The 12,633-nt window shown below is 43.6% G+C and carries 11 protein-coding genes; 4 read left to right on the top strand and 7 right to left on the bottom strand.

Annotated features, from left to right (window positions below):
* Nucleotides 1-12: 12 nt before the first annotated feature.
* A complete protein-coding gene (locus CWM47_RS08130; RefSeq protein ID WP_100987512.1) occupies nt 13-987 on the bottom strand; it encodes an alpha/beta hydrolase family protein in 975 nt (324 codons plus the stop codon).
* Between the two features lie 44 nt (nt 988-1,031).
* Nucleotides 1,032-1,343 carry an autorepressor SdpR family transcription factor gene (locus tag CWM47_RS08125; RefSeq protein WP_100987511.1) on the bottom strand — a complete coding sequence of 104 codons (312 nt, stop codon included), beginning with the start codon at nt 1,341-1,343 and terminating at the stop codon, nt 1,032-1,034.
* 382 nt (nt 1,344-1,725) lie between these two features.
* Between CWM47_RS08125 and CWM47_RS08120 the strand changes: the two genes are divergently transcribed.
* Nucleotides 1,726-2,268, top strand: a complete 543-nt coding sequence (locus CWM47_RS08120; protein WP_100987510.1) for a DUF6580 family putative transport protein — start codon at nt 1,726-1,728, stop codon at nt 2,266-2,268.
* 98 nt (nt 2,269-2,366) lie between these two features.
* Here CWM47_RS08120 and CWM47_RS08115 read toward each other — a convergent pair whose 3' ends face one another.
* Entirely contained in the window at nt 2,367-4,373 is a 2,007-nt protein-coding gene (locus CWM47_RS08115) for a PAS domain-containing protein (protein WP_100987509.1), read from the bottom strand.
* Nucleotides 4,374-5,044: 671 nt separating this feature from the next.
* On the opposite strand from CWM47_RS08115, the gene CWM47_RS08105 reads away from it, so the two are divergent.
* Entirely contained in the window at nt 5,045-5,326 is a 282-nt protein-coding gene (locus CWM47_RS08105) for a hypothetical protein (RefSeq protein ID WP_100987507.1), read from the top strand.
* A gap of 52 nt (nt 5,327-5,378) precedes the next feature.
* Here CWM47_RS08105 and CWM47_RS08100 read toward each other — a convergent pair whose 3' ends face one another.
* The 3 genes from CWM47_RS08100 to CWM47_RS08090 form a co-directional block, all read right to left on the bottom strand.
* Nucleotides 5,379-6,119, bottom strand: coding sequence for a response regulator transcription factor (locus CWM47_RS08100; RefSeq protein WP_100987506.1), 741 nt, complete (start codon nt 6,117-6,119; stop codon nt 5,379-5,381).
* 252 nt (nt 6,120-6,371) lie between these two features.
* Entirely contained in the window at nt 6,372-9,035 is a 2,664-nt protein-coding gene (locus CWM47_RS08095; protein ID WP_100987505.1) for an MGH1-like glycoside hydrolase domain-containing protein, read from the bottom strand.
* Nucleotides 9,036-9,066: 31 nt separating this feature from the next.
* On the bottom strand, nt 9,067-9,876 hold the full coding sequence (locus CWM47_RS08090; RefSeq protein ID WP_100993784.1) for a glucose 1-dehydrogenase: 810 nt from the start codon (nt 9,874-9,876) through the stop codon (nt 9,067-9,069).
* A gap of 454 nt (nt 9,877-10,330) precedes the next feature.
* Between CWM47_RS08090 and CWM47_RS08085 the strand changes: the two genes are divergently transcribed.
* Nucleotides 10,331-10,936 carry a T9SS type A sorting domain-containing protein gene (locus CWM47_RS08085; RefSeq protein ID WP_100987504.1) on the top strand — a complete coding sequence of 202 codons (606 nt, stop codon included), beginning with the start codon at nt 10,331-10,333 and terminating at the stop codon, nt 10,934-10,936.
* Between the two features lie 368 nt (nt 10,937-11,304).
* A complete protein-coding gene (locus CWM47_RS08080) occupies nt 11,305-11,601 on the top strand; it encodes a hypothetical protein (protein WP_100987503.1) in 297 nt (98 codons plus the stop codon).
* Between the two features lie 115 nt (nt 11,602-11,716).
* Here the strand turns inward: CWM47_RS08080 and uvsE are convergent, their stop codons facing one another.
* Nucleotides 11,717-12,613, bottom strand: a complete 897-nt coding sequence (gene uvsE / locus CWM47_RS08075) for a UV DNA damage repair endonuclease UvsE (protein WP_100987502.1) — start codon at nt 12,611-12,613, stop codon at nt 11,717-11,719.
* Nucleotides 12,614-12,633: the final 20 nt, after the last annotated feature.

Genomic DNA, 12,633 nt, shown 5'->3' with positions numbered 1-12,633 from the left:
TTTTTAGCGCTGTCATTGCTTCACAAACTGGGCAATTGTAGTTGCCAATCCTGGCGTAATTGGTAATTCAGGATTATTGTAGGTCTTAAAATTTTCTTTGGGGTCCAGTCCATCAACGTCTTTAAGAATATGATTCATAGTATCGAACAAAACCAATTTTGCGTCCGGTCTGGCAGCTTTCAGCAACTCGGCATCAGCCACGGCTACCTGTAAATCTTTCTTACCCTGAATAATCAGCACATTACCCCCATACTTTTTAATTACTGCCGCTGGATCGTACTTCATCCAGGAAATAAAACCCATTTGCGCTTTAAGCGGTAATTGGGCCTGTAAAAGCGGGTTTCTAGGGTGTACGGTATGGCCATCCCGCAGGGAATCCAAAGCGCTATCCACTTCAGCCTGAATATCCTTCGGATTTCCTCCTGCGCGTCCCTGTGCTTTCAATACATCGGCAATGTTACGCCCTGGACCGGCAATGGATATATAGCCTTTTGCCTTTGTCTGCTCAGCAGCCAGCATTCCCACTAGAGAACCTTCAGAATGACCAGCAACAATCAGGTACGAAAATCGTTTATCGGCCTGGAGCTGGCGAATAAATCCAACGGCATCACTCACATAAAAATCGAACCGATGGTCTTCTGATTTAAGGTTTTTGGTCGCAGCCTGTATGTTATTGCCTGACCCCCGCTTATCGTACCTGGCAACAGCAATGCCTTTACTAACCAAACTGTCGCTCAGCATTTTGAATGAGTTTGATTTTAGTCCGTAGGGACTATTACAGTCGCGGTCGGTTGGACCGGAGCCAGCGATGAGCAAAACTACCGGCACCGCTTTTTTTAGGTTATTTGGTATGGCCAATGTACCGTCAAGGGTTAATTCAGCTCCAGCCGGCACAGTTATTTTATAGTGCATTGGCTCTTCTGTTTGGGCAACCGCAAAAGAAGAAATGAAAAACAGATAATAAGCAAAAGCAAAAGAACGGTTCATGCTGATAGAAATTTAACGTAAATAAAGCGTTTGGAGGAAATGAATTAAAAGGTGTCTCCAGCTATTTTTTCAGGTGCGTTAAAGCCGGTAGCACTTGCCTCGGTTTTCTGAAAACTCATGAGCCATACCAGCAGCTCGTCAAGAACGGTCGTGTTTAAAGAATAGTTGATAAACTGCCCCTGTTTGGTAGCTTCAACCAGTCCGGCCTGTCGTAATAAATCGAGATGATGAGAAATACTTGGCTTAGTCATATCGAATCGCCTGGCAATCTCACCGGCATTCTGGTCGCTCCCACGCAAGAGGTCCAGGATCTGCCGACGGGTTGGATCACTTAAGGCTATAAAAAGGGTGTTCATTGCCGTACTATTAAATAGTTCGACAATTATCTAATTATTTCTTTAGACAGTTGCCTAAGTATATAACAGTGGTTATCGTTAATGATGAATGGCCGTTTTGCGGATAGGCGGATTTCAACTCGACTTTCGTAATGGATAACTAATTTTTGCAGTAAAGACGTCTGATACCATCGGTAGGCCTCACTTAAATTATTGTACCTCTTAACCCCAATAATCAAACTGACTGTAGACCGAAACAGGCTCTTTAGCGAGTCTGCTCGTTCAGCGCTTTGCTGTGTGTATTTAAGGAGTTACCTTTGTTAATCCTGTTGGGCATTACGGCATCATACTTTCTGTTTTGCAATGCCCTTTATTTGTCTGGACATTAACTGTTGATTTTACCATGAAGCCCCTTCAAATTCGCTTAACTACCCTTTCTATACTTGTTCTTTCGGCTACCTTGTTTCGCTTAGTACCTCATTGGCCTAACTTTACACCAATTGCGGCTTTAGCGCTATTTGGTGCGGCAATGTTCGAACGGAAATGGCTTGGGTTGGCAGTCCCGCTGGTAGCTATGCTATTGAGCGATACCCTGATTGGTTTTCATGGAAGCATGGGCGCAGTATATGCAAGCTTTGGCCTAACCTGGGTACTGGGTCTCATAGCCTTACAACGGCCAACAGCCGGACGCATTGCTGTAGTTTCGCTTGTTTCCTCTGTGCTGTTTTTTCTGATAACGAACTTCGCGGTATGGTACGGCAGCACCTATTACCCGCAAACGGCGGCTGGTTTAATGACTTGCTACGCGGCAGGATTAGCCTTTTATAATAATACCTCGTTCTTCCTCAATGGCTTGCTAGGCGATTTGTTCTTTAGCGCTGTTCTGTTTGGTAGTTATTATCTGTTGCAGCAACGCTATACGGTACTACGGCCTGCGCGGAGATAAATTTTTCGACTACATAAAAAAGGGTTCTGAACTACTAATCGATAGTTCAGAACCCTTTTTTATATATAGTTTACCCGGAAAATGTTCTTTATTCTCTTTCAGGTGTTAGTTATTGGTATAGTAACTGTAAACGTAGCGCCCTGATGTTGTTCGCTGCAAACCGTAAAATGCCCGCCGTGGAGCACAACAAATTGGCGGGAGATAGCTAGCCCCAAGCCTGTACCCTGCACTGTTTCGGCGTTTCCTGCCCGGAAAAAAGGCTCAAAAAGAAAGGGCATGTCTTCTTTTGGTATACCTATACCAAAATCGGTCACCGAGAATATGAGCTGCTTTTCGGTAAATAAAATACGCAGCTCAGGGCCACTCGTCGAAAACTTAAATGCATTTGTCAGCAAATTGATTAGTACATGCTTAATTAGTTTATCATCGATAAAAGCGTGGTAAGGCGCACCCTCAATTGACAGTTGAACTGCTCTAATATCGCGGTATTGACTAAAATGGGTAGAAATAATAGTCTGACTCAAATCTACGAAATCTACCAGTCGAGGTGTAAATGTAATTTTCCCTTCATCCATTTTACCTACTGTCAACACATCGGTAAGCAGCTTACTAAAAGCTACAATCTCATTTTCAATGACTGATATGTGGCGATAAATTGACAGCTTATCAACTAACTCTGGCTTGTCCAGATAAAGACTTATCAGATCAACACTGGATTGGATTGTTGCCAGAGGAGTTCTAAATTCATGGGAGGCAATGGCAACAAACTGTGATTTCAATCTATTAAGCTCTCGCTCTCTGGCAAGTGATTGCTGCAAAACCAGTTCCTTTTCTTTTTGACTGGTAATGTCGCTGGCAACACCGATATAACGAAGAGGTCGGCCCTGACAGTCCTTCATAATAAAAGTGCGAATGGTGAACCACCGATTCATCCGATTAGCCCCAAGCAATCGATACTGACCTGTCAATACCTCTCCATTTCCATACCTGACAAAGTCGGCCATAAACCGTGTGCGATCCTCTCCAGTAACTGCCTCCAACAGTAATTCGGGGGTTTCCCGTAACTGCTGAGCCGTGTAGCCCACACCACGCTCAAACGCTGGATTAATATATAAAAGCTGAAATGGCTGGGCTGAGTGAATCCATAAGGCATCATTGACATTTTCGGCAATTTCCCGAAAACGCTGCTCGCTTTCTCGTAGCGCATTTTCGGCTCGTTTCTTTTTCGTTATATCTCTGCCTTCCGAAATGAGCAATACTACTTTCGCCTGTTCATTTAGTATTGGCTTGATAGACATATCAAGGGCCAGCACTTCGTGGTTAGCATCCTGTATCTCCACTTCATACCGAACTAATTCGCCATTAGCAGCCTGCTGTATGGCGCGCTTGAGTTTTTGCCGCTCCTCCTCCGAAATTTGCCACCAAAAGTTTTCCCAGAACGGTTTGCCAATCACATCACCAAGCGTTTGTCCAGCTGCCTGTAAAGCCGTTTCATTTACCTCCAACAAAATGCCATCCGGCCTCATCAGGCCAATAAACTGATAGGTCAGATCGAAGATAGCCCGAAACCGCTGTTCACTTTGGCGTAGGGCTTCTTCAGCCTGCTTTCGCTCTATGCTGGCATCCCATATAGCTACTTTATCGACCGGCTCACCATTTGTAGATAACTCTTCCTGCTCGTACTGTCGCTTCCCGGTTAGTTCACGACCAGAGGCATATACGTGATCATCAACAAAACTGATGTGCCATTCGATTGACATGTACTCACCATTTTTTTTGCGTAATCTGAAACGCTTGATCTGTGCGGGTTGATGAGGAGACAGGTAAGGTGTTCCGGTCAAGGCCGCTATCATATCATTCGAATGGACCAGAACAAGATAATTAAGGTTTAAAAGATCGGCTTGACTGTAGCCCAATAATATTTCCCAAGCTCGATTTATTCTCAAGATATTACCGTTGCGATCTGTTATACAGTGCAGTTCATTGTCAAGATTAAAGAATGTTCTTAAATCATAGTTCTCCTTTAATAGATCCGTTTGGTCCACAGCATTTGTTTGACCCGGTAATTGTTTTGTTGAAGGAGAAGATTGCTCAAGGTAATTCATTGTTCGTCTGAAATAAATAAAAAGCAATTCTTTAAAAAAAGCTCTTAATGAACATTAATTATGTATATATTTTTTTTAATAAAATATATAAATCCTGTTAAATTACTTGCATCCTCACCAAATACGCAGTGATTACCATAGTCAAGAGTATACATAATAGGATTCACAAAAAAGAGACACGAAATCAAAAAAAAATCTGTATAATTTTGTTTTGAAAAAATTCCTTTCTAACAAAAAGGTTTGTAGGGTTGTTTAGCCAGAAGACTAATCAACTCATTGATTTTTAACACAATGTACGGCACATGCTTTAAGAAATCGCAAACTGCAACTAGTCAGATATCTGGCTTTCTTACCTGGCAGGCAGAGATACGAGAATTGTATAGAAATTATTTTTTAATTGATTTGATATTGAATCAGTCAACAAAATTATCGAACGAATCAAGATCTAACTTTAAGTATATAAAAAAGGGGTTAATGACTGCTTTGGAACGTTTTATAAGCGAATTAGATGAACCAAAAACTCGCCCATATGATGCTCAGAAAGTTATTTTTAGCAAGCATGTTAGCATGATAAAGCAGTTAAATAAATCAATTGATGATTTAGTTACACAACACTATTTCCATTAACAATCGCACCTGACGTTTCAACTTCATTTTGACCTAATGTAAATATGAATGTTACTCTTTTTAATCAATTAACGTTGCCTGAACAAGTTGTGCTAATTCCTATAAATGGACGCTTCATGGCTCAACGACAAAGTAATAATCATCAAGTCAAACTGTATTATTGGGCCAATCATTTTCTGGAGATTTACTACCGATGGCCTACACATCGGGGTTTGGGTGCCCATTGGGAACCCTATAAAGTAAATGCATTTGTCGATAAACCAGCGTGCTTAGACCAGCTGACAGCTTATACTGACCAGGTTAATTTAAGCGATCTGCTTCAATAAACGATCAGGGTACTGACTGCCGCGCGTCTTATCAGTTGTGTATTGTATAAGACTACAATCGGCTTTTCATTCGAAAACGCAAGGGCGACAATTTGAAGGCTTTTTTAAAACAAAACGAAAAATACGACAAACTGCTAAACCCACAACGGTTCGCAATCCATTGAAGATTTTGATCCGTTTGGGTTAAGTAGTGCGTAGCTTTTTGCAAACGATAGTCCTTGAGTAACTCGTTAAAATTTGTTGGAAAAAATGTTTTTATCTGCCGTTGAAAAGCCGATAAACTCATATTCATTGCTTCGGCAGCCTTACTTATTGTCAGCGATGAATCATCGAAGTGTCCGTCTAGCAAGGGCCAAAACTGCTTGACAAATTGAAAATCAGATTCCTCTTCAGTGGAATTCTGTAAATTATGTAGAATAAATTCTGCCCGCTGGCGAGTAATGTTGTTAACCTTTAATAACAATTCCCGGTGCAGAAACGGTTTCGATAAATAGTCGACAGCTCCCTCTTCCAACCCCAGAAACATGTCCTGTTGAGCTACTTTTGCCGTAAGAAATATGAACGGTACAAACCTGTAGTTTTTATTGCTTTTTACTGCCCGAATGAAAGCAATGCCATCCATTTCTGGCATCAAAACATCGCATAAAATCAAGTCAGGCTGAAAAGAAGGCAACAGATCAAGTGCCTTCAGTCCATTACTAGCCACTCGAACCTCATAGTCATTTAGCTCCAGTTGTTCCTGGATATTTTTTCTAAGCTGCTCATCGTCTTCAACCACCAATATCTTTGCCATATGCAGGTGAGTTTGTTGAGAGCCGAATGGCAACTCATGGCTAATTATGGCGAAAAATAGCCTATTTCGGGAACTTGTCTAAATATTTTAAGCCAATACAAAATTTTTTTAGTCCTTGTTGTTAACAATATCTCTCATTCAACTAGTTGTAATTATCTTATATACATACTAGGTATTTTTGATATAATGGTGGTTAAGCACTACTAAATCACGTCCTGAAGGCGCACAGTTTTACTGGAAATGAATGATAACCTATGGCTTACTGGAAAGGCTCAAATTTTTGTATTTTCTATTAATCAGTTCAGCCACCAGGCCAGTCCAGCCTGTTTGGTGGCTTGCTCCTACGCCACGGCCATTGTCGCCGTCGAAATATTCGTAGAATAGCACGTAGTCCCGGAAATTAGGATCCTGATATTTTGGATGCTGCCCAAAAACGGGTCGTTTGCCATCTGAGTCAATTGTGAATAAGCTTATAAGCCGGTTAGTGAGCTCCCGGGCAACTGCCTTTAGGGTAATTTGCTGCCCTGACCCTACTGGGTATTCTACCGTAAAACTATCTCCGAAGTAATGATAAAATCGCTCCAGACTTTCGACCAATAAATAGTTTACAGGCATCCAAACCGGTCCACGCCAATTGCTGTTCCCGCCAAACATGCCGCTATCGCTTTCAGCGGGCGTATAGGTTAGTCGAAAAGTTGTATTGTCTAAAGTAAATTCATATGGGTTATGTTGATACACTTTCGAGACAGCTCTGATTCCATGTGGGCTTAGGAATTCGCTCTCATCCAGCATCTTTGTCAACAGAGCTTTTAGACGAAACCCACGCAGAAGGCTAAGTAATCGTTTTTCGTCGATGCCTTTTTCCGTATAACGCGATACCTGATGGTACAAATCGGGGCGGTGGCCCTGAAACCAGCCCATACGCTTCACGAATTCAGGGTTGGCCTGAAGTAGTTCGTTGTCCAGTACCTCAACAGCAAACATGGGAATAAGGCCAACCAGCGTTCTAACCCGCATCCGCTGCACACGACCATCGTCAAGTCGTAGCTGGTCATAAAAAAACGCATCCTCCTCATCCCACAACCCTATATTGGACTTTCCAATACTGGTGATTGCCCCGGCGATGTAAAGAAAATGGTCAAAGAATTTCGTTGCCATTTCGTCATACACCGAATCATGCCGGGCCAGTTCGAGGGCAATTCGCATCATATTCAGGGCATACATAGCCATCCAGCTTGTTCCATCTGCCTGTTCGAGGTGGCTGCCGCCGGGAAACACGGTATTTCGGTCAAATACGCCAATGTTATCCAGACCCAGGAATCCCCCCTCAAAAATGTTGTTCCCCGATTCATCTTTCCGGTTTACCCACCAGGTAAAGTTGAGCATCAGTTTATGAAAAATGCCGCGCAAAAACGTCAAATCCTCTTCACCGGGAGGTTTCCGTTCCAGTTCGAGGTGGTAAATTCGCCAGGCAGCCCATGCCTGCACCGGCGGATTCACATCCGAGAAATTCCACTCATAGGCTGGTAATTGCCCGTTTGGGTGCATGAACCATTCATTGGTAAGCATCATTAATTGCTGCTTTGCCAAACCAGGGTCTATGATCGAGAGTGTAACACAATGAAACGCCCAGTCCCAGGCCGCATACCAGGGGTACTCCCATTTATCGGGCATGGATATAACGCCTGCATTAATCAATTGTAACCAGGTGTGGTTACGCCCGTTCAATCGTTCGGGTGGCGGTGGCGGGCCGTTTTCGTCGCCGGCCAGCCACCTCGACACGTCATAGTAATAGTACTGTTTACTCCAGAGCATCCCGGCAAAAGCTTGCCGTTGCACAAGCTTTTCGTCGGGAGTCGCTTCGGCAGCCTGAATTTGAGCATAAAATTCGTCGGCTTCCTTTTTACGAATGGCACATATTTTACTAAAATCAGCAAACGGTTTAGCCAAACCTGTGCCGGTTTGCCCAGTGTATTCGAGCCGAAGTTGAACAACCGTTGAGTTGCCGGGTGCAATGGTCAGACTGTAGTGTGCCGATGCTTTGGTGCCCGTCTGAGCTGGATTTACGGTATCAGCTCCATGCACAAGATGGTCGTTAATGCCATCTTTCGGATAGCGGGAACCGGTATGCGTATTATAAAGCCTGGCCAAGTTTGTTTCATTTTCGCAAAACAGCCAATCTGGACGACCTTCTGCGTGTAAAACATACCGGCCCAATGCAGAATCTTCGACCGACACCGTGTTGTCGTGCTGCAATACCAGCGAAGGTCGATAGTTTGGAACACCGTCTGAGTCGTCGCCAAACACCCAGGTATTCCGAAACCAAAGCGTTGGCAATACGTGCAGCACAGCCTCTTCCGGCCCACGATTATGCACCGTAACAGTCATCAGAATATCCTGCGGGCCTGCTTTTGCATATTCCACAAAGACATCGAAGTACCGATCTTCATCAAACAAGCCTGTATCCAGTAGCTCAAATTCGGGGTCCTGGCGCGTACGAAGGTGGTTTTCACCTAGTAGCTTTTCGTATGGATAAGCTGCCTGTGGGTATTTGTATAGCATCCGCTGATACGAATGCGTAGGCGTATTATCTATGTAATAATAAAGCTCTTTAACATCTTCACCATGATTTCCTTCGGCATTGGTGAGGCCAAAATAGCGTTCTTTTATTATAGGGTCTTTTCCATTCCACAGGCCCAATGCCAGACAAAGCTGCTGTTTATCGTCCGATATACCCGCTATACCATCTTCGCCCCACCGATAGGTATAACTGCGGGCCATATCATGAGTTGTATAACTCCAAGCATCGCCGTTGGCGCTATAGTCCTCACGCACGGTTCCCCATTGCCTGTCGGAAACATACGGTCCCCACTGCCTCCAGGCAGGATCTTCAAGACGATTGTGTTCGATTGTCAACTGTTTGTAGCTATAAGATATGGGTCTTCTCTTATCCGTTTGTCGCAAAGCCTTCGAACACTGTCATGCCGCCGTCGATGAAGATGCTGGCACCTGTAATGTAGTCAGATTGATCGGATGACAGGAAAACTGCCAGATTGCCAATATCTGCTGGTTGCCCTATCCGATTATAGGGTATAAGGCTCATCAGGCTGTTCAGCGCTTCGGGGGTTTCCCAGGCACTTCGGTTTATAGGTGTTTGAATGGCTCCCGGGCATATGCTGTTTACCCGAATCCGGCGATCTCCATACTCCTGCGCCAGGGACTGCATCAGCATTTTGATACCACCTTTTGAGGTAGCATAGTTAACATGACCACCCCAGGGGATAAGCTCATGCACTGAACTCATACAAATTATTTTACCCGTTGCAGCCGACACATCCGGACGTGGGCCCCGACGCAAAAACTCCCGAATCGCTTCACGCGCACAGAGAAACTGCCCTGTCAGGTTAACATTGATAACAGTATTCCACTGATCGAGCGTCATTTCGTGGAATTTCGAATCACGCTGCAAGCCCGCATTATTAATCAAAATATCGACGGTACCGTATTGAGCGACCACATCGGCAAACATCTTGATCACCTGATCTTCTTTGCTAACGTCGCATTGAGCAACCGTTCCGGTTCCCCCTGCATCTGTGATTTCTTTTAATACAGCGTCGGCAGCGGGTTTCGTAGCCTCAACAGGATAGTTTATAACAACTGTGGCTCCGGCATCAGCCAATGATTTTGCTACACCTGCGCCAATACCACTACTCGCTCCGGTAATTACGGCGACCTGTCCTTTTAATACCTGTTCCATGAAGTTCATTAACGATTTAGTTAATAAGCGACTACCGGGTTATTTTGTTACGCACCACGCGAAGTCTGTTTTTCTGTAAATATGGATTGAAACGTACAGACCTAACCAAGCCTGACCAACAAATTAATCAACTGTTAATGGTGCGAAATGCCCTTCAGGCAGTCAGCGTTCAAAATCAATTAGTTGTACTTTTTTGTGAAAATAGGATTATAAGCATGAAAACTAGACCCTCAAAACTAGATCGTCCTAAAATATAGAAATATTAGAAAAATACAATTCATAAGTATAAAATAGGGACTTGTTGTACTTTTCCAATAAACGCCCTAATTTGCTCAGAAGGAATATAATTTAAAAATGAATATTTCGTAAAACGTTGGTTTCCAGTGGTCGTCCTATTGCATTGATGTACGTTCTGCCCACACCTTTGTCCCGGTAAAACAAAAATTTCAAACCAATGAAAAAATTCCAATTTACAATCGCTGTTCTATTATCAGCAATGAGTCTGGCTAGCATGGGAGATGCAAAAGCTGACACAGGATCAGGAATGAATGGTGTGAAAGTTGAGAAGTCCGAGCAAAAGAAAGTACGCATTTATACACAGCCGGGAGCATCGGTTGACGTGGCAATTATTGATGTCGACGGCAACGTTCTGTACCGGGGAGTCATTTCAAAAAATGCCAAACGGGCAACAGCATTCAACTTGAACAACCTGCCGGATGGTCAGTATTATCTGACTGCCGGTAACAGTGCCTGGTGGATGTCGCAGGGATTAACTATCAAAGCCAATGCGGTTAATGTTGACGAGCGCAGCCTGCAACAATTGACCCATCCAACCCTGACGGCTTACGAGAAGAATAAAATCGAAGTGATCTTGCCAGCCAAGAACATTGATGAAGCCAACGTTGCCATTTATGATGCGCAGAATGTTCTGGTCCAGACCGATACGTTTAAAGGCTCGGTTCGTCGATTCGATTTATCAGGTCTTCCTGATGGTGCTTACACGTTCGTAGTTGGCCCAAATGAGAAGAAATTTACGAGTCGCATTGCAATTCAACACTAAACTGTTTGTTGTGTAGCGTCTGTTGCTTTTGTGCAGCTTAATACACTTTCTCAACTTACGTGTGGTCAATCTTTTCGGACAAGCCTGACTACCACCTGATTTCCGCCCGCTGCTTTCGTAAGAGAGCAGCGGGCTTTTTTATATACCCAACCAAGCTGATGTCTGTTATCAGACTTTATATTTAAAAAGGCCACTTATTTAAACATGTTGACCAAATCAGGCAAACAGTATTGATTTCTGGATTACACAATTCGTCACTCCGTTATTTTCCATTTACTTAAGTAAATACTTTTTAATTTCTTATATAAATTTTTATTTATGCTACTGGCGCAGTTGTATATTTGACACAGTCCCATAAATATAAAACTATGATCCCAATCGATGAAAAAATCAAAACAATTTTTGCTGCCCTTGATACAACCCCGCACAAGTTCCTGACGCAACACCGTTTTAATCGGATGACTATATACAATATTGTAGGTGGCAGGACAAAGCCGGGGTTAGAAATTCTGGAACGAATTTGTGTAGCAGAACCCAGAATTTCTGCCGAGTACCTGCTGAGGGGTGAAGGTGCTCCGCTTAAAGAGCTTGTGAAAGTTGGTTCAGGCACAGCCGTCAGACCGTTGCGTAGACAACAAGCTCAACCTCACTCTTCCCTTGATTAAATGAGCATAGCGCTAGCGAAACATTAATCACGAATAGTTTCCTGAAGCCCCGCTCTAAACCGGCGGGGTTTCCTTTTAAACAATTACTGGTAACCTACCAAAACCCGACTAGCCGTTATGGTAATACTATCTGTTTCATTCGCAGAATCGCCAGTTCTTTCATTTTACTTTCAAATACAATATCAAGTTCTTTACCATAGGTATTCACGGGTGAATACAGCCAGTCGGCATGAGCTTCGCGTCGGGCATTAGGGTCCTCATGGTCCCGGCGGGAATCTGAAAAGTGAAAAACAGGACGAACATCCCAACTGTTATAGGCCATCATAAAGGCCTCTTCTTCTGTTTGCTGGCCAGGGTTCAAGGCGTGATGGAAGTAATCGAAAACAATGGGAATGCCAATGATTTCGTGTAGATAGTTCAAGTCGGCAACACTATATAGCGATACCCGGTCATCGTTTTCGACAGTTAGACGGGCACGTAGATTTTCGGAAAGCAAGCTGAAATTTTTAGCAAATCGGGCAAGTGTAGCTGTCTTATCGCCGTAAGTGCCGCCAACGTGAAAGTTAATTTTGTTCCAATGTGAGGGCGGAAGACCCATCAGATCAAAGATTTCTGATTGTGATTCGAGATCGTGAATCGTGTTTTCCAAAACCCTGCCCTGCCCGGCCAATTGATTGAAAGGGCCGGGATGAGCAGTCAGGCGAATAGGGCGACTGCCAATTTCTTCCAGCGTTTCGCGAATGTCAGCGTAGTCGGGTAGATTGGCAATTCTGTATTCAGATGACCAGGGGAAAATATCGGATGAGATACGAAACAGTTTAAACCCATTTTCGAGATTCCAGTCCACGATTTTCAATAAATCCTGCACGTTTTTCAATGCCAGTTCTGATGCATAGACAATTCCTTTTTCTGTAAAAGTCTTTTTAATCATTCCTCGATTCGAGGTGATTTTATCGGCCTGGAGACTGAGGTTTATGCACGCATATCCAGTATTTACAGTTGTTGATTCCATGCACAATTAACTAAAAAGAC

The organism is Spirosoma pollinicola, assembly GCF_002831565.1.
Classification (GTDB): domain Bacteria; phylum Bacteroidota; class Bacteroidia; order Cytophagales; family Spirosomataceae; genus Spirosoma; species Spirosoma pollinicola.
The sequence above is the reverse complement of the archived record's forward strand: the minus strand, read 5'-3'. Positions and strand labels throughout refer to the sequence as shown.

What these genes read in the sequence shown, in the direction of transcription:
- CWM47_RS08130 (WP_100987512.1), bottom strand. Translation starts at nt 987, where the DNA reads ATGAACCGTTCTTTTGCTTTTGCTTATTATCTGTTTTTCATTTCTTCT.
- CWM47_RS08125 (WP_100987511.1), bottom strand. Translation starts at nt 1,343, where the DNA reads ATGAACACCCTTTTTATAGCCTTAAGTGATCCAACCCGTCGGCAGATC.
- CWM47_RS08120 (WP_100987510.1), top strand. Translation starts at nt 1,726, where the DNA reads ATGAAGCCCCTTCAAATTCGCTTAACTACCCTTTCTATACTTGTTCTT.
- CWM47_RS08115 (WP_100987509.1), bottom strand. Translation starts at nt 4,373, where the DNA reads ATGAATTACCTTGAGCAATCTTCTCCTTCAACAAAACAATTACCGGGT.
- CWM47_RS08105 (WP_100987507.1), top strand. Translation starts at nt 5,045, where the DNA reads ATGAATGTTACTCTTTTTAATCAATTAACGTTGCCTGAACAAGTTGTG.
- CWM47_RS08100 (WP_100987506.1), bottom strand. Translation starts at nt 6,119, where the DNA reads ATGGCAAAGATATTGGTGGTTGAAGACGATGAGCAGCTTAGAAAAAAT.
- CWM47_RS08090 (WP_100993784.1), bottom strand. Translation starts at nt 9,876, where the DNA reads ATGGAACAGGTATTAAAAGGACAGGTCGCCGTAATTACCGGAGCGAGT.
- CWM47_RS08085 (WP_100987504.1), top strand. Translation starts at nt 10,331, where the DNA reads ATGAAAAAATTCCAATTTACAATCGCTGTTCTATTATCAGCAATGAGT.
- CWM47_RS08080 (WP_100987503.1), top strand. Translation starts at nt 11,305, where the DNA reads ATGATCCCAATCGATGAAAAAATCAAAACAATTTTTGCTGCCCTTGAT.
- uvsE (WP_100987502.1), bottom strand. Translation starts at nt 12,613, where the DNA reads ATGGAATCAACAACTGTAAATACTGGATATGCGTGCATAAACCTCAGT.